Raw genomic sequence first — 22,256 nt, 5'->3', positions numbered from 1 at the left:
CGCCATGGACGAGAGCAAAACCATGACCATGCCAGGACAATCACAATATGCAGGCCTGGCCAGCAAGGTGGCGGTGGTGACCGGCGGCGCCAGCGGGATCGGGGCGGAGATCGTCACGCGGCTCGCCCGGCACGGGGCAAGGGTGGCGATCGTCGATATCGACGATGCCAGTGCAGCAGCTTTACAGGAGAGCCTCAAGCGCGAGGGCAAGGGCGAGAGCCGCTATTACCGCTGCGATCTGACCTCGGTGGACAGCATCACCGAGACCTGCGCGCGGATCGAAAGCGAGTTTGGGCCGGTGCAGGTACTGGTCAACAATGCGGCCAATGACGTGCGCCATGACTTGGACAGCGTGGATGAGGCGCGGTTCGATGAGCTGATCGCGGTGAACCTGCGCCACCAGTTCTTCATGACCAAGCATTTGCGCAAGGGCATGGCCGCGTCGGGCGGGGGCGCCATCATCAATATGGGTTCGCATGCCGCCTATATCGGGGCGGCCGCCATGCCGGTCTATGGTGCGGCCAAGGCGGGTGTCTTCGGGCTGACACGGGCCTTTGCGCGCGAACTGGGACGGGATCGGATCAGGGTGAACCAGGTGGTGCCCGGCTGGGTGCTCACCGAAAAGCAGCGCCAACTGTGGTGGTCGCCGGAAGCCGAGCAGCGCCGGCGCGACGGCCAGTGCATTGCCGATGAAATCCTGGCGGGCGATGTCGCCGAAATGGTGCTGTTCCTGGCCTCGGACAGTGCGCGGTTGTGCACCAACCAGAGCTGGTTCGTCGATGGGGGGCGCAATTGACCGCCGCACCACGCCGCATCATTACCGGGACGGTCGAAGGCCGGTCACAGATCGTCAGTGTCGATCAGGGTGGTGGTTTCCTGGCGACCGGTGCCGGTGGCGGGATACACGAAATCTGGTCGAGCACGGCGCAAGCGCCGATGGGGGACACGGCAGGCAGTGAAGCGCCGCCCGCGTTTGCCCCCGGACCTGATGGCAGCAGTTGCCGGCTGGTCCGCATTCCGCCCGATGCCGAGCGCTGGAGCGATCCGGAAGCGGCGGCACGGGCAGCGGCGGCCATCGGCCAGGAGCGGCCGGCGCACTGGATGGCGCGCCATCCCGGCATGCATGTGACATCAAGCCTCGACTATGTGCTGGTGCTCGAAGGCGAGGTCGTCGCCGTGATGGAGGATGGGGAAATCGCCCTGGCCCCCGGCAACGTGCTGGTGCAGCGCGCCACGCCGCATGCGTGGAAAAATCCCGGCAAGGTCGCGGCCTTGCTCTTCGTGACCATGATTGGATTGAACGCGCCAGTGCCGGCCTGAAGCCGCCTGCCGCACACAGATGAAGGGGCCCGATATGGCCGACGTCGAAATCAGAAATGTCGAGAAGCTCTATGGAACGGTGAAGGCCATCAAGGGCGTTTCGCTCTCCATCAGGGATGGCGAACTCACCATCCTGGTCGGGCCATCCGGCTGCGGCAAATCTACCCTGCTGCGCATGATTGCGGGGCTCGAAAGCGTGGAAGCGGGCGAGATCGGGATCGACGGGCGCGTGGTCAATAAGGTCAAGCCCAAGGACCGCGACATCGCCATGGTGTTCCAGAATTATGCGCTCTATCCGCATATGAGCGTACGGCAGAATATGGGGTTCAGCCTGTCGCTGGGCCGGGTGAACAAGGCCGAGACCAATCGCCGGGTCGAGGAAGCCGCCGCCATTCTGGGGCTGACGGAATATCTGGAGCGGTTTCCGCGCCAGCTATCGGGCGGGCAGCGCCAGCGCGTGGCCATGGGCCGCGCCATCGTGCGTAGTCCCAAGGTGTTCCTGTTCGACGAACCGCTATCCAATCTCGACGCCAAGCTGCGCGTGCAGATGCGCATCGAGATCAAGGCGCTGCACCAGAAGCTGGGGGCGACCATGGTCTATGTGACGCATGACCAGATCGAGGCCATGACCATGGCCGACAAGATCGTGGTGATGCGCGACGGGCTGATCGAACAGACGGGAACGCCGATCGAGCTTTACGAGCAGCCGGCCAATACGTTCGTGGCGCAATTCATCGGCAGCCCGTCGATGAACCTGCTGTCCGGCGAGATTGCCGATGGGGGCTTCAAGCTCGATGGCGGCATCACGCTGCCGGTGCCGGCGAAGGGGGTGGAGGGCCCCTGCTCCTATGGCATACGGCCGGAGCATATCCGGCTGGACCCGGCAGGCGTTGCCGCACAGGTGCTGGCGGTGGAGCCGACCGGCCCGGAAACCCATGTGCATGTGCAGGTGGGCAAGCAGATGCTGGTCTGCGCCTTCCGCGACCATGAGCCGATCCAACCGGGGACAGTCATTTCGATCCTGCCGGATGCCAGTCGCGTCCATGTCTTCGCAGCCGATGGGACGCGGGTGGGCTAGAAATAGCCGGCTTCGGCATGCGGCCCGTGGTGGTCGCGATAGACCAGGAGCGTGCGTTCGTAGCTGCATAAGACGCGGCCATCGGCGGTAGCGCCGCTGGTGGCGACGCGCACAATGCCCTGACCGGGGCGCGATGCGGATTCGCGGCAGGAAAGGACTTCGGAGCGGGCGAGGACATAATCGCCATCCCGCGCAGGGGCGGGGAAGGCGACATTCTCCCAGGCCAGATTGGCCACGACCCGGCCGAAGGCGCGGGTGGTTGCGGCGACGAGGAGACTGACCAGCCAGGTTTCCGAGATGGCCGCAATGCCGTCGCCGGCAAAGGCGGCGGCCTGGGGATCCACCAGCACCGGGGCATGGTCACCCGCGATCAAGGCGCGACTGCGGGCTTCGCGCCAATCGAGCAGGAAGCCAGGGCGGTGCTCGACGGCGAGGCCGGGCTGCAGCTTGGTGAAGTCGATGCCGATGATCTCGCCGAAGGCGCCGTTACTCTGTTGCTGGTGCGAGGGGTAGTGCATGTCAGGCTCCGAAACTGGCCGGCAGTCGGCCAGCCGCGCTGCGGCGATAGATGGCGAAGGAGCAGCCGATATCGGCAATGGCGGCGCCATCGGGCCGGACCAGTGCAATGGCGGCTTCCACCGAACCGCAATCGGGATCGTCGGCGAGCGGCGCAGTAGCGACGATACCGGAGCGGGCATAGAGGGTATCGCCGCCGCGCACCGGGGCGGTGAGGCGGATGGAAGAGAAGCCGAGAATGCGGCGGCGGCGGCCGAAGGTCTTCCAGCCGAGACCGATGGCATATTGCAGGGTCAACGTACTTACCACGAGCGGCACGCCGAATTCGGTGGCCTGAGCGTAGTGGTGGTCAAAATGGATCATCGCCTGATTGAGGCTGGCCAGCGCCTCATCGGCATTGGCGGTTTGCGACACGGTGATGCCGGGGCGGTGATCGAAGACCTGGCCAGGGGCGAATTGCTCGAACCACAGGCCGACCGTTTCGCGAATGCGGTTGTCGCCCACGGGATCGAAGGCGGCGAAGGTGTCGCTCATGATGAGAGTCCCGCGCGATTGAGTGTATGGCGTGCCATGGCGGCGACGGGGGCGTCGATCATCAGACCGTCGAGGGTGGTGACGCCCTGCCCGGTCCAGGCGGAGAGTATGGCGCGGGCATGGGTGATCTCGTCGGCATCAGGCGCGAAGGCGGTCTGGATGGTGCCGACCTGATCGGGATGGATGGCGAGCTTACCGGTATAGCCGAGCGCCCGCACGCGGGTGGTTTCATCCGTGAGAGCCGGGCCTGGTTCGCGGTTCAGCAGGGGCACGTCGAACAGAGCGAGCCGACGCCGCGCTGCCAGGACCAGTGTGCTGCGCGCCAGAAGGAGCGGTTCCCAAGCGAGGGTGGTCCCGAGGTCGGCGGCGAGGTCGGCGCCGCCGAGGCCGAGGGCGTCGCCGGGCTGCAGGGATGCGGCAATCGCCGTAGCGTGGTCCAGGCCGCTGGCGGATCTCGATAAGGGCCAGAATGGGGAGATTTGTGTTTGGCAGATGCGCCTGCAGCAGGGCCACATCACGCGGGGACTCGACCTTGGGCAGCACAATGCCATCGGCCGCCAGACCTTCGAGGCTCAAGAGATCCTGCAGACCCGAGCGTGTATCCGGCGCGTTGATGCGGACGAGGATTGGCGGACCATCACTACGGCTGGCGAGTAAGTGCAGCACATTGGCGCGGGCCGCGTCCTTGTCGGCCGCCGGCACGGCATCTTCGAGATCGATAATGATGCCTTCGGGCGAGGCGCGCAAAGCCGACTCAAACCGGTCGGGCCGGTTGCCGGGCACGAAGAGCAGGCAGCGTGCTGCCATTACATTTTCCCGCATTGCCAACCTTTTCCCCCATGTCCTCGGCACTGGCTTGACAATGTCCGGACAACCGGACAATGTCAAGGTGAAAACGGACTTGGGAGATGTCACTTCATGGGCCTGCTGTCGGGCGTCAGGATCCTATCGGTCGAGCAATATGGCGCCGGGCCTTTTGGCACGCAGGCGCTGGCCGATCTGGGGGCCGAGGTCATCAAGATCGAAAATCCCCATGATGGCGGCGACGTTTCGCGCTCGCTTGGCCCCTATTTCCAGCCCGACCTGCCCGAGACGGCAAAAAGCCTGTTCTTCCAGTCGATCAACCGGAACAAGAAGAGTCTGGCGCTGGACCTGTCCAAGCCCGAGGGCAAGGCGGTGTTCCGCGACCTGGTGCGCCATGCCGATGCCGTGGCCTGCAATCTGCGGGGCGACGTGCCCGACCGGCTGGGCCTGACCTATGCGGCGCTGGCCGATATCAAGCCCGATATCGTGTGCTGCCACCTGACGGCCTATGGCCGGGATTCCTCGCGCGCCACCTGGCCGGGCTACGACTATCTGGTGCAGGCAGAGACCGGCTATTTTGCGCTCAATGGCGAGCCAGGCGCCGTGCCGACGCGGTTCGGGCTGTCCATCATCGATTTCATGACCGGCTATTGCCTGGCGCTGGCGCTGGCCGCCGGCCTGTTCGACGCGCGGCGCAGCGGCAAGGGCCGCGATATCGACGTAAGCCTTTACGATGTGGGGCTGGCCAATCTCAACTATATGGCGGCCTGGGCGATGAATGGCGGCTATCAGCCGGAACGTTCCGAGCGCTCGGCGCATCCTTCTCTGGTACCGTGCCAGCTGTTCCCGACGCGCGACGGCTGGGTCTATATCATGGCCAACAAGGAAAAGTTCTTCCCTCTGCTCTGCAAGCGGCTCGGCGTGCCCGAGCTGGCCGACGATCCGCGCTTTGCCGATTTCGCCGGGCGGCTGGCGCATCGGGAACAGTTGACCGCATTGCTCGACCCACTGTTCCGCCAACGGAATACCGGCGAATGGATCGAAATGCTGTCGGGTGTCGTGCCCTGTGCGCCGATCCTGAGCATGACCGAGGCATTGAAGGCGCCGTTTACCGGCGAGCGCGGCATGGTGGCCGAGTTGCGCCATCCCAATGGCGGCAGCGCCAAGGTGGTGGGCTCACCCTTCCGCACCGGGGACGCGGCAGACACCCTGCCCGCACCTGCGCTTGGTGACCATACCGACAGCATACTGGCCGACATCGGCTATGATGGACCGCGCATCGCCGCCTTGCGGTCGCTGGGTGTGCTGGCATGAGAGCGAAGGCACGCGAAAGCCTCGACCTGCTGCTCGAACGAGCCGGACTCGAGGCAGGCGCTGCGGCGGATGTGGATTTCAGCGGTGACGACCCGCTGGTGCCCAGCCGGCTGCGCTATGGCGCCGCCACCGCGTCCGCTTTGGCCGCCAATGCGGCCGGCGTGGCCGCGATCTGGCAGCACCGGACGGGACGGCGTCAGCGTGTAGCTGTCGACCTAGGCCGCGCCGTGCATGTCGGGCTGCGCACCACTTTTCATCTGCGGCAGAACGGCCACGCCTTCCGCGTGGGCAGCTGGACACGGGGCGAGAACTTCTTCCGGACGGCCGACGGGCGCGTGGTCTACCTGTTGCGCAACAATGGGCGCGGGACCATAACGCAGGACCTGGTGGGGCTGCTACGCGCCTCCAACGACACCGCGGGAATTGCCGAGGCCGTTGCCGGCTGGCAAGCGGACAAACTCGAAACCGCGCTGGCCGAGCGAAAGCTGCCCGGCGTCATCGTGCGGCAGCCTGAGGAATGGCTGGTCCATCCCCAGGGGCGCTGGCTGACGGCGCGGCCCGGTTTTTCCATCGAGAAGATCGGCGATAGTCCCGCTGAACCCCTTGGGCCGGCGAAGCGGCCGCTGGACGGATTGCGTGTGCTCGACGCGTCGCATGTCATCGCCGGCCCCGCCGTTGGCCGACTGCTGGCCGAACAGGGCGGCGATGTGCTGCATGTGGTCAATCCGGCCGAGCAGGAGACCATTCCGGTTCATATCGACACCGGCTTCGGCAAGCGCTCGGCCTTTGTTGATCTCAACCGCGTGGAAGATGCCGAGCAGTTGCGTCGGCTGGCGCAGCAGGCCGACATCTTCATTCAGTCGTGGCGGCCGGGCGCCTTGCAGCGCCGCGGTTTTGGGCCCGAAGCACTGGCCGCTTTGCGGCCGGGCATCATCTATGTGTCGATCAGTTGCTATGGCCATGAGGGACCATGGGCGGAACGTGGCGGGTATGAGCCGATCGGACAGGCCGTTTCCGGGCTCTGTGCAGTTGAAGGCACGCCGGACAAGCCGCGCAATGCGCCGACCGTTACGATGAACGATTTCCTCGCCGCCTACCTGGCTGGCGCCGGCATTATGGGAGCGCTGCTGCGGCGCTGCCGGGAAGGCGGCAGCTATCATGTCAGCACGTCGCTGGCGCAGGCCTCGATGTGGGTGTTGCAGCAAGGGCTGCTGCCGACGCTCGCCGCCGGCATGGACTACGTGCCCGGCCCGGACGACCTCGACAGCCGCGACTGCGCCTTTGGCCGCGTAACCCATGCGCGGCCGATAGCCCGCTATTCCGACACGCCAGCCTATTGGGACCTGCCGCCGCAGCCGGCCGGCGCATCCCAACCGCAATGGCTTTCCCCAGTTGAAGGGATGATACGATGATCGGCTATATCATGCGGCGCCTGATGGCCGCCGTGCCCGTGCTGATAATGGTGAGCCTGCTGGCCTTTCTGCTGATGCAGATCGTGCCGGGCGACCCGGCGCACGCCATGGCGGGCTCCGACGCTTCCGTCGCCGAAATCGAGGCCATCCGCCACGATCTCGGGCTAGACCGGGCCTGGTATCTGCGCCTGGCGGACTGGTATCTGGCGCTGCTGCGGGGCGATCTGGGGCACAGCTATACACTGCGGGCCGACGTTGCCGATCTCATTATCGAGCGCATTCCGGTGACCCTGTCCATCGCCCTCTATTCACTGGCGATTGCCATTCCCCTCAGCATTGCCATGGGGATCGTGGCCGCGCGCTTCCGCGGCAAGCTCCTCGACCTGGGCATCATGACCACGGCTCTGCTGGGCGTGTCGCTGCCCAATTTCTGGATCGGCATCATGGGCATCCTGTTCTTCAGCGTGCATCTGGGCTGGCTGCCCAGCGGCGGCTATGTGCCGATGGGCGAGGATATCGGCGGCTGGATCCGCTCGATGACGCTGCCGGCGCTGGTGCTGGGCACGATGCAGATCGGGTTACTGACCCGCATCACCCGCTCGGAAATGCTCGATATCATGCACAAGGACTATGTGCGCACGGCCCGCGCCAAGGGCGGCTCCGAACTGCGGGTGCTGGTGCGGCATGCCTTGCGCAACGCGCTGGTGCCCATCGTCACGGTCATCGGCCTGCTGTTCGGCATGATCGTCACCGGGGCGGTGGTGGTGGAGCAGGTGTTTTCCATTCCCGGCGTCGGGCGGCTCATCGTCCAGGCGATCCTGACCCGCGACTATCCGCTGATCCAGGGCACGCTGCTTTTCGTGGCCGGCGCCTTCGTGCTGATCAACCTGCTGGTCGACATTTCCTACGCCTATCTCGATCCGCGCATCCGGCAGGCATGAGCATGACCAATATTTCCACCACAGATCATACGGACTTGCAGCCGGCGCCGTGGCTGGCCCTGTTCGGCGAGGGCGCAATGTCCCGGCGCCTGTTCCGCAGCCCCACTTTCGCGGTCGGCTTTTCCATCGTGGCGCTGCTGGTGCTGGCGGCGACGATCGGCGTCTGGTTCAGCCCTTACCAGCCCAACAGCATGGACCTGACAGCGCGGCTGGCCGCGCCCGGCCCTCAGCACTGGTTCGGCACGGACAATTTCGGGCGCGATATCTTCACCCGCGTGGCCGTGGGGTCGCAGATGTCGCTGCTGGTCGGGCTGCTGGTCGTGGTCATCACCGGCATTGGCGGGGCGTTGCTCGGGGCGCTGGCCGGCTATGTGCGGGCGCTCGACAATATCATCATGCGCGTCATGGACGCCTTCATGGCCTTTCCCGCCATGCTGCTGGCCATCGCCATCACGGCGGCGCTCGGCCCTTCGCTGATGAATGTCGTGGTGGCCCTGGCCGTGTCCTATATTCCGCGCACGGCGCGCATCGTGCGCGGCACGGCCCTGGTAGTGCGCGAGCAGCAATATGTCGAAGCTGCATTGGTGGCCGGCGCGCATACGCGGCGCGTATTGCTGGTCCATGTGCTGCCCAACTGCCTAGGCTCGCTCATCGTGCAGCTGACCTTCGTCTTCGCCTATGCCGTACTGGCCGAGGCCACGCTGAGCTATCTCGGCGTCGGCCTGCCGCCGCCGGCACCGACCTGGGGGAATGGGATTGCCAGCGGCCGCGAATATATCGTGGAAGCCTGGTGGATGAGCCTCTTCCCGGGCCTGGCGATCACCTTTGCCGTGCTGGGCTTCAACCTGCTCGGCGATGGCCTGCGCGACGTTCTTGACCCTCACCTGCGAGCCGAAACATGAGCGCCGCCGCTTCGACTGAAACCGTCGCCCCGCTGCTGTCGGTGGAACACCTGCGGATCGTCGCCGCCGCGCGCCGGCGCGAGGACCTGCTGGTGGAGGATGTGAGCTTTGCGGTCCATGCCGGCGAATTCCTCGGCATTGTCGGGGAATCGGGCTGCGGCAAGAGCATGACGGCGCTCTCCATGCTCGGCCTGCTGCCGGGCCCTAATGTGCGGGCCGCAGGCGGACGGGTGCTGTTCGACGGACAGGATATCCTGACCATGGGCGGCTCTTCCCTGCGCCACCTGCGCGGCAATGACGTCGCCATGATTTTCCAGGATCCGATGAGTTCGCTCAATCCTGTGCAGACCATTGGCGAGCAGATCGTCGAGACCATCCTGCTGCATGAAAAGATCGGAAGGGAACGCGCCTGGGCGCGGGCGGTGGAATTGCTGGCCGAGGTCAATATTCCCGCCGCGGCGCAGCGCGCCCGTGACTATCCGCACCAGCTATCGGGCGGCATGCGCCAGCGCGTGATGATCGCCATGGCCATTGCCTGCAAGCCACGGCTGCTGATTGCGGACGAGCCGACCACGGCGCTCGATGTGACCATCCAGGCGCAAATCCTGGAACTGCTCGACCGGCTGCGGCGTGAGCGCGGCATGGCTGTCATCCTCATCACCCACGATCTCGGCGTCATCGCCGAATATGCCGACCGCGTGCTGGTCATGTATTCGGGCCGTGTCGTGGAGGAGGCCGACGTGGCGAGTCTCTTCGCCCGCCCGCTCCACCCCTATACGAACGGGCTGCTCGGCTCGGTGCCGCCGCTGGAGGACGAAGTGGACGAACTGGTGGCCATCGAGGGCCAGCCCCCGTCGCCGGGCGCGTGGCCATCGGGCTGCCGCTTCCGGCCGCGTTGCCGGCAGAGCCGGCCGGAATGCGCCCGCTGGTCCGTGCGGCTGATCGAGAGCGAACCCGATCACGCGGCCGCCTGCATTCTCTACGAACACGGGGAGACCAGCCATGCTGATTGAAGGGGCGGCGGGACCCGACCTGATCCGGGTGGACAATCTCGCCAAGCATTTCCCGGTGACGCGCGGCGCCGTGCTGCGCCGGGTGGTCGGCACGGTGAAGGCCGTGGACGGGGTAAGCTTTGCCATCGGCCACGGGCGCACGCTGGGGCTGGTGGGCGAGTCGGGCTGCGGCAAATCCACCGTGGGGCGGCTGCTGGTGCGGCTGATCGATCCCACGGCGGGCTCCATCATGCTCGATGGCACCGATATTTCACGGCTGGATGGCGAGGCCATGTTCCAGCATCGCCGCAACCTGCAATTCGTGTTCCAGGACCCGATGAGCTCGCTCAATCCGCGCATGACGGTGGAGAAGATCATCGCCGAGCCGCTGGTGGTGCAGGGCGTGCCGGTGGCCGAACAGCGGGCACGCGTCGGCGAACTGCTCGATCTGGTGGGCCTGGCACCAGCGCATCGTACGCGCTATCCGCATGAATTTTCCGGCGGGCAGCGACAGCGCATCGGCATTGCCCGGGCGCTGGCGACCAATCCACGCTTCGTGGTCTGCGACGAGGCTGTCTCGGCGCTCGACGTGTCGGTGCAGGCGCAGATCGTCAACCTGCTCAAGCGCCTGCAACGGGAACTGGGCCTGTCCTATCTGTTCGTCGCGCATGACCTCAGTGTGGTGCGGCACATGTCGGACGATGTGGCGGTGATGTATCTGGGGCGGATCGTCGAGATCGGCGATCGGCGGCGTATCTTCGCAGCGCCGGCCCATCCCTATACCAAGGCGCTGCTGTCGTCGGTGCCGGCGCCGCGACAGAGTGCGCGGCGGGAAGCGCGGACGTTGCTGTCGGGGGAATTGCCCAGCCCGCTCAATCCGCCCAATGGTTGCGCCTTCCACACGCGCTGCCCGGTCGCGATCGCCCGCTGCAAGGTCGAGCGGCCGGAGCTGCGGCCAGTCGAAACCGGGCAGGCCGCCGCCTGCCACTTGCTGGATTGACGCCCATGCCGCATTACGACGGTGACGCATCGCAGCTTCTGGGAGCACGGCATGGATAAGATCAATCTCGGCCTCGGCGCGCCGCGCTACCAGCAACTGGCCCAGGCTATCGCCGACAGCATTGCCCGCGGGGAATATCCGGTGGGCAGCCTGCTGCCGGGCGAGGAAGACCTGTGCCGCCAGTTCAATTTCAGCCGCTTCACAGTGCGCGAGGCGCTGCGGCATCTGCAGGAAACGGGCCTGGTGACCCGCCGCCAGGGGATCGGCACGACCGTCATTGCCAGCACGCCGACCCGCAAGTTCGGCCACATGATCGAATCCATCGATCAGTTGCAGCAATATGCCAGCGAAACCCGGCTTATAGACCATGTGTTCGAGGATGTGGTGGCCGATGAAGAACTGGCGGCCGAACTGGGCAGCACGCCCGGCATGAAATTCCTGCGCATCACGGCTCTGCGCGTGGGCGCCGACGAAAGCAAACCCGTAGCCTGGACGCGCATCCACCTGGCAGCGATCTATGCCGGCGTGCGCTCAAGCCTGGCCGAGCATAGCGGCGCCATCGGCTCGCTGGTGGAAAAGCTCTACGACCAAAAAATCACGGCCATCCGCCAGACGGTGTCGGCGGCGGCCATAGACGAGGCAATCGCTGATATGCTCGACGTGGCTCCCGGCAGCCCCGGCTTGCGGATAGACCGCACCTATGCCGGCCATGACGGTATCCCGTTCGAATTCGCGACCTCAATCCATCCCGGACCCAGATTCAGCCTGTCGATGCAACTCGATTGGATGAGTCCCGGCTGACTATCCCGGCGCGGGTTGCGCCGGGCCGTATTTTGACTGACAAATGTCCGGACGACCGGACTAAGGAGGGAGACTATGAAGTCAATATGGCATGCATTTGCAGCCATCGTGCTCGGCACGATGCTGCTGGCGGCACCCGCCGCCGCTCAAACGCAGGGAGGAGACCTGGTCGTGGGCCTTGGTTCGCGGCTCGCATTCCCCGACCCGCACGTCACCACGGCGCAGCCCGACACCAATGTCGCGCTGCATATCTTCGAGGCGCTGACCTCGCTCGACGAGGATTACCTGCCCCAGCCGCAACTGGCCAGTTCGATCACGCTCAGCGATGACGGGCTGACCTATACGTTCGCGCTGCGCGAAGGCGTCAAGTTCCACAATGGCGACATCATGGATTCGGGCGACGTACTGGCTTCGTTCGAGCGCCATCGCCGCATCAGCCCGGGCAAGAGCGTGCTGTCCAATGTCGCCGAGATGACGGCGCCGGACGCCAATACATTCGTCATCCGGCTCAGCGAAGCCCAGCCGCTGTTCCTGGAACTGATCAGTTCGCCGCAATACCGGCTGGCTGTCATTCCTGCCGAGGATGCCGACACTGAAGCGGGCGCCAATTCCGCCATCGGCACCGGTCCCTACAAGTTCGTCGAACATGTTGCCGATGCCTATGTGAAACTGGCCCGTTTCGACGACTATGTGCCCAATGAGGCCTATGCCGGCCCCGAAGGGTTCGGCGGCAAGCGCACGGCCTATTTCGACACCATCACTTTCCGCGTGGCCATTGAAGGCGCGGCGCGGGTGGCCGGCGTACAGACCGGAGAAATGCAGATCGCCGACAATATCCCCGTGCAGGCGGCCAACAGGCTGGCCGACGAAGGCGAGTTGCAGGTGATCGACATCATTCCGTTCGCCAAGGTCTTCACCATCCTGCATGCCTCGCGGGCACCAACCGACAATGTACTGGTGCGCCGGGCCATCCAGGCGGCGATCAATGCCGAGCAGACGCTTGATGTGGCGATGGAGGGCTTCTACGAGCTCGACCACTCGTTCCTGTTCAAGAGCAGCCCCTATCATCCGGGCGATGTGGGCAAGGACCTCTACAATATCGGCGACATCGACAGGGCCAAGGCGCTGCTGGCCGAGGCCGGCTACAATGGCGAGCCGGTGCGGATCATGACCAATGCCAATTATCCCTTCATGGAGAATTCGGCGCTGGTGCTGCAGCAGCAGCTCGATGGCCGCCGGCATGAATGTCGAGATCGAAATGGTGGACTGGCCGACCAACGTAGCCCGCCGCACCGATGGCAGCGGGGGCTGGAACATCACCATTTCCAGCTCCACGGCCCAGGGTCCGCAGACCTATTTCTCGGTGTTCAAGGGCTATTCCCACTATGAGGAAGATGCCGTGCTCGACGAGGCCTTTGCCCGGCTGATCGCTTCGCCCGAACTGGCCGACCGCAAGGCCGCCTGGGTCGATGTGGAGGCGCGGGTGGCCGACCAGGCCTATCTGATCCCCTCGGGCAATCGCGGCATGAAGGTCATCGCCTCCAAGGCGGTGCAGAACCTGACACCCTATGGCTATCTGCGCCTGTGGGACGTCTGGCTGGCTCCCTGAGCCGGTTGCGCTATCATCCTGGCCGGCGGTCGTTCGCGACCGCCGGCCTCCTCTTTGTCATGCCGGAGCCTGAGAGATGAGTAATGCGGAAGCGGTGTGGGACCTGGTTGACCGCCATGGCGAGGAATTCGCCGCGCTGAGCGACAGCATCTGGGGCCTGGCCGAACTGGCCTATGGCGAGTTCCGTTCTTCGGCCGCGCAAAGCCAGGCGCTCGAAGCGCATGGCTTTGCCGTCACCACCGGCATTGGCGGCCTGCCGACCGCTGTCATGGGCGAGGCCGGAACAGGTGGCCCGGTCATTGCCTTTCTGGGCGAGTTCGACGCCCTGCCCGGCCTGTCGCAGGAAGCCGGAATTGCCAGCCCGCAGCCGCTACCGGGAAGCGGCAACGGCCATGGTTGCGGCCATAACCTGCTCGGTTCAGCGGCGCTGCTGGCCGCCACGGCGCTCAAGGATTGGCTGGCAGCCACCGGCACACCCGGCCGCGTGCGCTATTATGGCTGCCCGGCCGAGGAAGGTGGCGCGGGCAAGGTGTTCATGACCCGATCCGGCGCCTTTGCCGGGGTCGATGCCGCGATCACCTGGCACCCGGCGACCACGACGCGTGTCGATGCGGCGGAGTCGCTGGCCAATACACGGATCGAATTCCATTTCACCGGCCGCTCGTCCCATGCCGCCGTGGCGCCGCATCTGGGGCGTAGTGCGCTCGACGCGGTCGAGCTGATGAATGTGGGCGCCAATTATATGCGCGAGCACATGCCGGCCGATGCACGGCTGCATTATGCGCTGCTCGATGCCGGCGGGACGGCGCCCAATGTGGTGCAAGCCAGCGCCAGGGTGATCTATGCCATCCGCGCGGCCGATCTCGGCAGCCTCACCGACCTGACGCGGCGAGTGGTGGACATCGCCCGCGGCGCGGCGCTGATGAGCGAGACGGGCATGAGCCACCGCGTGGTCGCCGCCTATTCCAACATGCTGCCCAACCCGCCGCTGCGCGAAGCCATGCATGCCAATATGGTGCGGCTCGGCCCGGTGCCGTTCGATGCGGCGGACCGAGATTTTGCCGCCGCCATCCAGGCGACGCTGACGCCGGAGCATATTGCAGGAGACTTCCGGCAGATCGGCCGGGCGGTGGTGCCCGGGCTGGCGCTGTTCGACGATGTGGTGGGCCTCAACGAACCAATTGCCAAGCGGATGAGCTCGACTGATGTCGCCGATGTCAGTTGGGTGGTGCCGACGGTCGAAGGGCGGGTGGCAACCCACGCCATCGGCACGCCACCCCATACCTGGCAGATCACGGCGCAGGGCAAGGCGCCGGCCGCGCATAAGGGGCTGATCCATGCCGCCAAGGTGATGGCAGGTACGGGCGCCGACCTGATCGCCGATGCAGGATTGCTGCACCGGGTACGGGAGGACCATCGGAGCCGTCTCGCTACGACGCCGTATCAATGCCCCATTCCGGACGGGGTGCAGCCGCCGGTCGTGGCCGCTCCGAAGGAAACCGACCTTGACTGAGATCGAGGCGCCTCTGGAGCGGTTTGGCGCCTGGGCCGCGACGACGCACGATTTCGGAGCCGAGGCCCGCGACGGGGCGGTAGATGCGATCATCGACACGATCGACTGCATGCTGGCCGGGGCGAACGATCCTGTAGTGAGCGGGCTGCGTGCCGCCTTCGCCGACGAAATCGGTGCAAGCGGCCCTGCCCCCGTGGTTGGTGGCGGATTGGCCGCGCCGGGCCGCGCTGCCCTCATCAACGGCACTTCCGCCCATGCCCTCGACTTCGACGACAATTTCCGCCCGGCCCGAGCGCATGTCTCGGCGGTGCTGGTGCCAGCGCTGCTGGCCACGGCGGCCTCACGTCCGGTCAGCGGACGGGCACTGGTCGATGCCTATATCGTGGGGCTGGAGGCGCAGGCCTTTGTGGGCAGGGGCGTCAACAATGCTCACAATCTGGCCGGGTGGCACCCGACGGGAACCGTGGCCGGCATTGGTGCGGCGGCGGGGGTGAGCCGACTCATGGGTCTCGATGCCGGAACGCTGGCGGCGGCCATGGCCAATGCGGTCAGCGCGGCGGCCGGCGTCAAGGCGCAGTTCGGCACGGCAATGAAGCCGGTTCATGCCGGCCTTGCCGCGCGCAATGCGGTGGAGGCGGCGCAGCTCGCCGCGGCCGGCATTCACGGCAATCCGGCGATACTGGATCATGCCCTGGGCTTCCGCGCACTTTATGGCGGTGGCGACGGGCCGGGCTGGGATGCGGCCACGATCGGCGCGCCGCTGGCCATTCTCGGCGATGGCCTGGTGCCCAAGCTCTATCCATGCTGCGGCTCGACGCATTATGCGCTCGATATGGTGTTTGCGCTTAGGCAGCAGCACGGCTTTGCCGCTGATGATGTCGCCTCGGTGCAGGTGGAACTCGGGCGGGCCAACCATGCCAACCTGCCCTATGGCGCACCGCAGGACGCCATGCAGGCCCGTTTTTCCATGCCCTATTGCATCGCCCTGGCCTTGTTGCAGGACCATCTGGGGTTGGAGGACTTCACGCCGGCCGCCATCGCAAGGCCGGAGGTGCGGGCGCTCTTGCCGTTGACGACAATGGTGATCAATACCGCCGAGGGCATGCCCCATCGGGTGACACTGACATTGAGATCGGGGGCAGTGCTGCATGCCGAGCGCAGCGAGGTGCGGGGGAGCCTCATCGAGCCATTCAGCGAGGCCGAGAAACAGCGCAAATTCATGTCCTGCCTGGCCTGGGCCGGCGTTACGCCAACCACGGCCAGCGCCCTCCATGCAACGCTTCGCAACATTGATGCAGCAGGTGACATGACGGCGCTATTCGCAGCGATTTTCGATCACTAACCCCTGGCCGCGATGGTTGGTGCTACCGAAGGCAAACCGGCGCCGCCCGATGAGGACGGCACCGGCTGTTCACATTCGCAGCGGTGAACCGGTCAGGTCGGCTGCACCAGGCCTGCCTCGACCAGCGGCCGGATCGACTCGATCTCGCGGTGCATTTCGGCCCGCATTTCATCGGGCGTATCGGCCACCGCGGTCAGGCCGAGCGATGCCAGCTTTTCCTGGGCGGCTGGCGTTTCGGTCCAGGCCTTGATGGTGGCGTTGAGCTTGCTAACGATGTCGGCCGGCATGTCCTTGGGACCGACAGCGCCGAACCACAGCGTCTGCTCATAGCCATCGAGCCCCTGTTCAGCCACGGTCTGAACGTCGGGAAGCTCAGGAATTCGCGCGGCGGTGGTGACGGCAATGCCGCGGATGGCGCCTGCCTGGATATGCGGAACGTAGTTCGACGGTGCGTCGAGCGCGAAGTGGATATGCCCGCCCAACAGGTCGGCCACCAGCGGCGCAGAGCCCTTGTAGGGGATGTGGTTGACCTCCACGCCGGCCATCTGGCCGAGGATGGCGGCCGCGATATGCCCCTTGGTCCCCGCGCCCGGATTGCCGATATTGACCTGGCCCGGATTGGCCTTGGCATAGGCGATGAGTTCCTGCACCGTGGTCGCCGGGGCCGATGTGCTGCCACTGAGCAGAGCCGGGCTTTCACAGACGATGGTAATCGGGGTGAAATCCACCTCGGGGTCGTAAGCAAGATTGGTCTGCACCACCTTGTTGGCGGCGAGCGGCGCACTGCCTGTCACCATGATCGTATAGCCATCGGGTGCCGAGCGGGCGAGCCGGCTGCCGGCAATGGCGCCGGATGCACCCGGATGGTTCTCCACGACGAATTGCTGGCCATATTGTGCCGTCAATTCGTCGGCGACCAGCCGCGCGATGATGTCGCTGGTGCCGCCTGCCGGATAGGCCGAGATCACCACCGCTGTCTTGCTGGGCCAGTCGTCGCCCCGCGCCAGCCCGGTCGATGCCAGTACAGCGGCCGTGCCGCCGAGCACCATGAATTCGCGTCTCTTCATTATTGTTCCTCCCTCTAGCTTGATCGAATTGGTTGTTTGCAACGCCCTTCGATATCGACAATGAGTAAGGCGGCACCGAGCGTCACGAAAGTCAGGACTGGCTGCATTCCGCCTCTTGGAACGCGGGTGTCAGGCTGCGCCCGAGAGCCAGCGATCCTGCTCGGCGTGAAAGGCGTCGAGCTGGTCGGGCTGGTCGTCGCCGAGCAGTTGCTGGCTGACCTTCACGCCGCGTATGTGCTGGATATAGGTCAGGAATTTGTAGGACGGCCGCATCGTCGCCAGCAGCGACCAGTCGAGCGGCATGGCCTCGGATGGATTGACCGGCTTCATCACATCGCGCTCGAAGAGAACTTCGAAGGTCAGCAGCTTCCAGCCATCGGCTTCCCGCACTGCGCGGGAAAAGAACCGGCAGAAGACGTGGAAATCGACCTCGACGCCTTCGATCTTCGCGCGATTGAAGATCATGGCCGGGCTCTCCACCGTGGCCCGGCCGCCATCCACAAGGGCATAGGCGGGGAAGACCCAATGCTTGCTGTTGCCGGTGCCGCTCATCCATTTGCGGGTGGCTGTCACATAGGCTTCACCGCCATGCCCGTCATACCAGCTGGTGCGGATATAGGCGTCGCGGTGGAAGCAGGCGCTCATCACGTCGAACCGGCGCTGGTCGCGGGCAAAGCGCTCGCGGCGCACCAGGTCGAATAGCTCTTCCCGATCGAGCATGCTCTGCAGACGCGTCTCATTGTCCTGGTTCATGACTATTCCTGTAGGGTTGGTGGGCACGGTGTCAGTCAGCTTCCTGCAGGCCTTCTTCCCGCACCCGGCGGAAACGGGGCGAGATGATCGAGAGCAGCAGCACGGCGGCGACGATCAGCGTGCCCAGGCTCAGCGGACTGGTGAAGAAGACGCTGGCATCGCCATGCGACAGCAGCAGCGTGCGGCGTAGATATTCCTCCGCCATCGGCCCCAGGATCAGGGCGAGGATGAGCGGCGCGGGCTCGGCGCCTACCTTGCGGAAGAAATATCCGAGCAGGCCGAACAGGGCCATCATGTAGACGTCGAAGATGCTGTTGTTGATCGAATAGACGCCGATGGTGGTGAAGACGCAGATCATCGGGAACAGGAAGCGATAGGGCACCGAGATCAGCTTGGCCCACATGCCGACCAGCGGCAGGTTGAGGATCAGCAGCATGAGGTTGCCGATCCACATCGAGACCACCAGCCCCCAGAACAGAGCCGGTTGCTGGGTCAGGATATCGGGGCCGGGTTGTACGCCCTGGATGATGAGCGCGCCGATCATCAGCGCCATGGTTGCGGTGCCCGGCAGACCCAGCGTCAGCATGGGGATGAACGAGGTCTGCGCGGCCGCGTTGTTCGCCGCTTCCGGCCCGGCGACGCCTTCAATGGCGCCCTTGCCGAATTCCTCGGGGTGGCGGGAGAGTTTCTTCTCCAGCGCATAGGAGGAGAAGGAGGCAAGCAGCAGGCCGGCCCCCGGCAGGACGCCGAGCAGGACGCCAAGACCGGTGCCCCGCACGATCGGGGCCGACATCCGCTTCCAGTCCTCACGGGAGGGGAACAGCCCCTTGACCGCGGCCACGCCGGCCGAACGGGTGCGTTCAGTCTCGAGATTGGCGAGGACGTCACCGAGGCCAAAAATGCCGGTGGCGACGACGACGAAATTCAGCCCGTCGAGCAGGTTGGGCGAGCCGAAGGTATAGCGCGCGGCGCCCGAATTGACGTCAGTGCCGATCATGCCGAGCAGCATGCCGAACAGGGCCATGCCAAAGGCGGTGAGCAGCGAACCGCTGGTCAGCACCATAGATGTGACGAGGCCGAGCACGATCAGCGAGAAATATTCGGTGGGGCCAAAGGTGAGCGCGAAACTGGCCAGCAGCGGCGCAGCGATAACGATGAACAGCGTGCCCACGGTGCCGGCAAAGAAGCTGCCGATCGCGGCGGCTGCGAGGGCCCGGCCGGCGCGGCCCTGCTTGGCCATTTCGTGGCCATCTAGGGTGGTGACCACAGAGGAGGCCTCGCCCGGCAGGTTCATCAGGATGGCCGTGGTCGACCCGCCGTATTGGGTCCCGTAGAAGATGCCCGCCAGCATGATGAGCGCGGTATCGACCGGCAGGCCGAAAGTGAAGGGCAGCAGCATCGAGATGGTGGCGATGGCACCCACGCCCGGCAGCACGCCCACGGCCGTTCCGAGCAGGACGCCGAAGAAGCAGTAGATGAAATTGGAGAAGGTGGTGGCCGTTGCAAAACCGAGCATCAGCCCGCTGAAGATATCCATGTCGAACTTCTCCGATGTATCAGACGCCCAAGGCCGGCAGCCACGACCCGACAAGTGGGATGGGCAGCCCCAGGAGCTTGACGAAAACCAGGGCGCATACCGCCGAGAAGAGCGCAGCGCCTGATGTCGCCTTCCAGCTCAACTGGAAGCCCACGCTTGCCGTGGCCGCACCGACCGTCAGCAGCATGACAGCTAGCGGCAGGCCCAGTTTTTCGACCAGCAGGCCGAACAGGGCGACGGCACCGGGCACAATGAGCAGGGGTAGCCACCGCGCGTGGACAATGGCTTCCGACGATGCCAGACGCCCGCGCACCAATATGCCGGTGCCGGTCAGCACGAGCAGCGTCGAGACGATGACCGGGAAATAGCCCGGCCCCATCCGGCCTGCGGTGCCAAAAGGATATTGCAGCGCCATCAGCAGGGCGATGCCACCGCTCGCGACGAACAGGCCTCCCAAGGCTGCATCCTGAGTTATCTTCATCTGCTCCCCCTCGTCCTTGTTCTCGAATTATCGATTGCCGGTCAGCCGAGCACGGCCTTGACCTCGAGATATTCCCGGAAGCCGAACACGCCGAATTCCCGGCCATTGCCCGACTGTTTGTAGCCGCCGAAGGGCAGGCTCCGGTCGAAGGTCGCGCCATTGAGATAGACGCGGCCCGCCCTGATCCGGTTGGCCACCCGGCGCGCCCGTTCGGGGTCTTTCGATTGCACGAAGCCGGCCAGCCCGAACGGGGTATCGTTGGCGATATCGATGGCCTCGTCCTCGGTGTCGTAGCCGATGATGGACAGCACCGGGCCGAAGATTTCCTCGCGCGCGATCCGCATTTGCGGGGTGACGTCGCCGAAGACGGTGGGACGCACATAATAGCCGTGGTTCAGTTCGGCCGGACGGCCCGGCCCGCCGGCGACCAGCATCGCGCCTTCGTCGATGCCGGCCTGGATGAGCCCCTGCACCTTGTCGAACTGTGTCTGGCTGACCAGCGGGCCCATGGTCGTGGCGGGGTCGAGCGGATCGCCCAGGCGAATGCTAGCAATGGCGGCCTGCGCGGCCTGGAAGGCGACCTCGCGCTGCGAATGATGCACCAGCATGCGGGTTGGCGACTGGCAGTTCTGCCCGGCATTGGTGTTGCAGGCATGGACCCCCGATATTACCGCGGCGCGGGTATCGGCATCATCGAGGATGATATTGGCCGACTTGCCACCCAGTTCCTGCGCCACGCGCTTGACCGTATCGGCAGCAAGCTTGGCGACCTTGATGCCGGCGGCGGTCGAGCCGGTGAAGGAGACCATGTCGATATCAGGATGGGCGGCAATGGCCTCGCCCACATCAGGGCCGTCGCCATTGACCAGGTTGAATACGCCCGACGGCAGGCCGGCATCGTGCATGATCTCGGCCAGAAGCATGGCGCTGAGCGGGGCGATCTCGCTGGGCTTCACCACCACGGTGCAGCCGGTGGCGATGGCGGGGGCGACTTTGGAAGCGACCTGGTTGAGCGGCCAGTTCCACGGCGTGATCAGCCCGCAAACGCCAATCGGTTCGTGTCGCACGATGCCGACGCCCATGCGTTCCTCGAAGGGGAAGTCGGCCAATACGCGCGCCGCTTCCTCGAAGTGGAACAGCGCCACCGTGGCCTGCCTTTCGGTGGCAAAGGTGATGGGCGCACCCATTTCGAGCGTCATGGTGCGGGCCAGTTCGGGCAGGCGCGCCCGGAAGCCGTCGATGATCCTGGCCAGCCAGCCGAGGCGCTGCGCGACGCTGGTCGAGGAATAGGTGACGAAAGCGCGGCGCGCGGCCGTCACGGCGCGATCCACGTCCGCGGCCGAGCCCAGGCTGATGCGAGCGAAGGTTTCCTCGGTTGCCGGATTGACCACGCCCAGGGGTGATGGCGCGACCGGATCCACCCAGCCGCCATCGATATAAAATTTCAGCTTATCCATCATCCTGCCCATTGTCGGCGCGTGCGGCGCTGCCGGTTTTTCTTGCTACCGTAGTAGATCATCCTCGCGCCCCGGCAACTTCCGCGCGGCCGCGTTCCGTCAGGCGAATTGGGTCTAGAGGTGCCTGCCCTCGTCCACCGGCACGACAATGCCGGTCGAGCTCGTCAGGTTGACGATGCAGGCGATGACGGCCCGGGCCACATCGTCCGGTGTCGTGATATGGGCGAGCGGCAGCCGATCGGCGGTGGCCTTGAGCTGTTCGCGCGTGCGACCGGGGACGAAATCGGTATCGACGCCTGCCGGGGAGACCGAGAAGACCCGAATGCGCGGCGCCAGCGCCTTGGCCAGCGCGATGGTCAGCGCATCCACCCCCGCCTTTGCCGAGAGATAGGCGAGACTGCTGCCCAGTCCCGTTCGCGCCGCGATAGAGGAAATATTGACGATGGCGGCGCCATTGCTGCGCTCCAGCAGAGGGCGGAAGGCGCGCATCACCGCGAAGGGACCCTGCAGATTCACGCGCACGGTCTGCTCGAAGATAGCGTCGGTCAATGCATCGAGGTCGTTGGCGGGAACAGGCGTCGTGGAGCCGCCGCTATTGATCAGCGCGTCGAGCTGCCCATAGCGCTCATCAACTGTCGCCACGGCGGCGGCAATGGAGTCGGGATCGTCCACGGCGATACGCAACGCGCAATGCCCCTCCCCCTCGAGGCCGGCGACAACCTGCTCGGCCGCCGCGGCGCGGCTGTTATAGCCGACCACCACGGCCGCACCCATGGCGGCCAGTCGCGCTGCCGTTGCCCGGCCGATACCGCGGCTGCCACCGGTCACCAGCGCCATTCGCGGCGTGGCAAGGTGTGGAATCTCGATGAGCGCCATGCCTGTT

23 protein-coding genes and 1 pseudogene are annotated in these 22,256 nt (G+C 65.4%); 14 read left to right on the top strand and 10 right to left on the bottom strand.

Annotation, left to right across the window (positions count from 1 at the left end):
* Window positions 1–4 precede the first annotated feature (4 nt).
* Genes FPZ08_RS20315 through FPZ08_RS20305 form a run of 3 tightly spaced genes read left to right on the top strand, consistent with a single transcriptional unit; the run spans window position 5 to window position 2,398 of the window.
* Complete coding sequence (locus FPZ08_RS20315) at window positions 5–796, top strand: SDR family NAD(P)-dependent oxidoreductase (RefSeq protein ID WP_146292332.1); 792 nt, start codon at window positions 5–7, stop codon at window positions 794–796.
* A complete protein-coding gene (locus FPZ08_RS20310) occupies window positions 793–1,320 on the top strand; it encodes a cupin domain-containing protein (RefSeq protein ID WP_146292330.1) in 528 nt (175 codons plus the stop codon). The genes FPZ08_RS20315 and FPZ08_RS20310 overlap by 4 nt, the downstream gene beginning before the upstream one ends.
* Before the next feature lie 34 nt (window positions 1,321–1,354).
* Entirely contained in the window at window positions 1,355–2,398 is a 1,044-nt protein-coding gene (locus tag FPZ08_RS20305) for an ABC transporter ATP-binding protein (RefSeq protein ID WP_146292328.1), read from the top strand.
* Here FPZ08_RS20305 and FPZ08_RS22095 read toward each other — a convergent pair.
* The 4 genes and pseudogenes from FPZ08_RS22095 to FPZ08_RS23075 form a co-directional block, all read right to left on the bottom strand.
* Window positions 2,395–2,916 carry a hotdog family protein gene (locus tag FPZ08_RS22095; protein ID WP_186767107.1) on the bottom strand — a complete coding sequence of 174 codons (522 nt, stop codon included), beginning with the start codon at window positions 2,914–2,916 and terminating at the stop codon, window positions 2,395–2,397. The genes FPZ08_RS20305 and FPZ08_RS22095 overlap by 4 nt on opposite strands.
* Before the next feature lies 1 nt (window position 2,917).
* Window positions 2,918–3,448 (bottom strand): MaoC/PaaZ C-terminal domain-containing protein, encoded by a 531-nt coding sequence (locus FPZ08_RS20295; protein ID WP_146292324.1) that lies wholly within the window; start codon window positions 3,446–3,448, stop codon window positions 2,918–2,920.
* A complete protein-coding gene (locus FPZ08_RS22710; protein ID WP_281285694.1) occupies window positions 3,445–3,963 on the bottom strand; it encodes an HpcH/HpaI aldolase/citrate lyase family protein in 519 nt (172 codons plus the stop codon). The genes FPZ08_RS20295 and FPZ08_RS22710 overlap by 4 nt, the downstream gene beginning before the upstream one ends.
* A 34-nt stretch (window positions 3,964–3,997) precedes the next feature.
* Window positions 3,998–4,255 (bottom strand): annotated as a pseudogene (locus tag FPZ08_RS23075) (aldolase/citrate lyase family protein); the annotation flags it as partial.
* A gap of 111 nt (window positions 4,256–4,366) precedes the next feature.
* Here FPZ08_RS23075 and FPZ08_RS20280 point away from each other — a divergent pair.
* The 11 genes from FPZ08_RS20280 to FPZ08_RS20235 all read left to right on the top strand — a co-directional run bounded on the left by FPZ08_RS20280 (window position 4,367) and on the right by FPZ08_RS20235 (window position 16,078).
* Complete coding sequence (locus FPZ08_RS20280) at window positions 4,367–5,566, top strand: CaiB/BaiF CoA transferase family protein (protein WP_146292320.1); 1,200 nt, start codon at window positions 4,367–4,369, stop codon at window positions 5,564–5,566.
* Entirely contained in the window at window positions 5,563–6,978 is a 1,416-nt protein-coding gene (locus tag FPZ08_RS20275) for a CoA transferase (protein ID WP_146292318.1), read from the top strand. The genes FPZ08_RS20280 and FPZ08_RS20275 overlap by 4 nt, the downstream gene beginning before the upstream one ends.
* On the top strand, window positions 6,975–7,919 hold the full coding sequence (locus FPZ08_RS20270) for an ABC transporter permease (RefSeq protein WP_146292316.1): 945 nt from the start codon (window positions 6,975–6,977) through the stop codon (window positions 7,917–7,919). The genes FPZ08_RS20275 and FPZ08_RS20270 overlap by 4 nt, the downstream gene beginning before the upstream one ends.
* 2 nt (window positions 7,920–7,921) lie before the next feature.
* Window positions 7,922–8,821, top strand: a complete 900-nt coding sequence (locus FPZ08_RS20265; RefSeq protein ID WP_246132736.1) for an ABC transporter permease — start codon at window positions 7,922–7,924, stop codon at window positions 8,819–8,821.
* A complete protein-coding gene (locus tag FPZ08_RS20260; RefSeq protein WP_146292314.1) occupies window positions 8,818–9,834 on the top strand; it encodes an ABC transporter ATP-binding protein in 1,017 nt (338 codons plus the stop codon). Before FPZ08_RS20265 ends, FPZ08_RS20260 begins: the two co-directional genes overlap by 4 nt.
* Window positions 9,824–10,813, top strand: a complete 990-nt coding sequence (locus tag FPZ08_RS20255) for an ABC transporter ATP-binding protein (RefSeq protein ID WP_146292312.1) — start codon at window positions 9,824–9,826, stop codon at window positions 10,811–10,813. The genes FPZ08_RS20260 and FPZ08_RS20255 overlap by 11 nt, the downstream gene beginning before the upstream one ends.
* A 51-nt stretch (window positions 10,814–10,864) precedes the next feature.
* Complete coding sequence (locus FPZ08_RS20250) at window positions 10,865–11,614, top strand: GntR family transcriptional regulator (RefSeq protein WP_146292310.1); 750 nt, start codon at window positions 10,865–10,867, stop codon at window positions 11,612–11,614.
* 75 nt (window positions 11,615–11,689) lie between these two features.
* Entirely contained in the window at window positions 11,690–13,003 is a 1,314-nt protein-coding gene (locus tag FPZ08_RS20245) for an ABC transporter substrate-binding protein (RefSeq protein WP_146292308.1), read from the top strand.
* A complete protein-coding gene (locus FPZ08_RS22090; protein ID WP_186767105.1) occupies window positions 12,978–13,223 on the top strand; it encodes a hypothetical protein in 246 nt (81 codons plus the stop codon). Before FPZ08_RS20245 ends, FPZ08_RS22090 begins: the two co-directional genes overlap by 26 nt.
* A gap of 76 nt (window positions 13,224–13,299) precedes the next feature.
* On the top strand, window positions 13,300–14,736 hold the full coding sequence (locus FPZ08_RS20240; protein WP_146292307.1) for an amidohydrolase: 1,437 nt from the start codon (window positions 13,300–13,302) through the stop codon (window positions 14,734–14,736).
* Complete coding sequence (locus FPZ08_RS20235; RefSeq protein ID WP_186767104.1) at window positions 14,729–16,078, top strand: MmgE/PrpD family protein; 1,350 nt, start codon at window positions 14,729–14,731, stop codon at window positions 16,076–16,078. The genes FPZ08_RS20240 and FPZ08_RS20235 overlap by 8 nt, the downstream gene beginning before the upstream one ends.
* Window positions 16,079–16,170: 92 nt before the next feature.
* Here FPZ08_RS20235 and FPZ08_RS20230 read toward each other — a convergent pair whose 3' ends face one another.
* From FPZ08_RS20230 to FPZ08_RS20205, 6 genes are all read right to left on the bottom strand, one after another.
* The gene (locus FPZ08_RS20230; protein WP_146292303.1) at window positions 16,171–17,145 is read right to left on the bottom strand and encodes a Bug family tripartite tricarboxylate transporter substrate binding protein; all 975 of its coding nucleotides are present in this window, start codon (window positions 17,143–17,145) and stop codon (window positions 16,171–16,173) included.
* Window positions 17,146–17,274: 129 nt separating this feature from the next.
* Window positions 17,275–17,898, bottom strand: a complete 624-nt coding sequence (locus FPZ08_RS20225) for a nuclear transport factor 2 family protein (protein WP_146292301.1) — start codon at window positions 17,896–17,898, stop codon at window positions 17,275–17,277.
* A gap of 31 nt (window positions 17,899–17,929) precedes the next feature.
* Window positions 17,930–19,435 carry a tripartite tricarboxylate transporter permease gene (locus FPZ08_RS20220; protein WP_146292299.1) on the bottom strand — a complete coding sequence of 502 codons (1,506 nt, stop codon included), beginning with the start codon at window positions 19,433–19,435 and terminating at the stop codon, window positions 17,930–17,932.
* Window positions 19,436–19,454: 19 nt separating this feature from the next.
* Window positions 19,455–19,916 carry a tripartite tricarboxylate transporter TctB family protein gene (locus FPZ08_RS20215; protein WP_146292297.1) on the bottom strand — a complete coding sequence of 154 codons (462 nt, stop codon included), beginning with the start codon at window positions 19,914–19,916 and terminating at the stop codon, window positions 19,455–19,457.
* Between the two features lie 41 nt (window positions 19,917–19,957).
* Window positions 19,958–21,376, bottom strand: a complete 1,419-nt coding sequence (locus tag FPZ08_RS20210) for an aldehyde dehydrogenase family protein (protein ID WP_210246833.1) — start codon at window positions 21,374–21,376, stop codon at window positions 19,958–19,960.
* 111 nt (window positions 21,377–21,487) lie between these two features.
* Complete coding sequence (locus tag FPZ08_RS20205; protein WP_146292293.1) at window positions 21,488–22,249, bottom strand: SDR family NAD(P)-dependent oxidoreductase; 762 nt, start codon at window positions 22,247–22,249, stop codon at window positions 21,488–21,490.
* Window positions 22,250–22,256 lie beyond the last annotated feature (7 nt).

Source organism: Devosia ginsengisoli, from assembly GCF_007859655.1.
In the GTDB taxonomy this organism is placed as follows: domain Bacteria; phylum Pseudomonadota; class Alphaproteobacteria; order Rhizobiales; family Devosiaceae; genus Devosia; species Devosia ginsengisoli.
The sequence above is the reverse complement of the archived record's forward strand: the minus strand, read 5'-3'. Positions and strand labels throughout refer to the sequence as shown.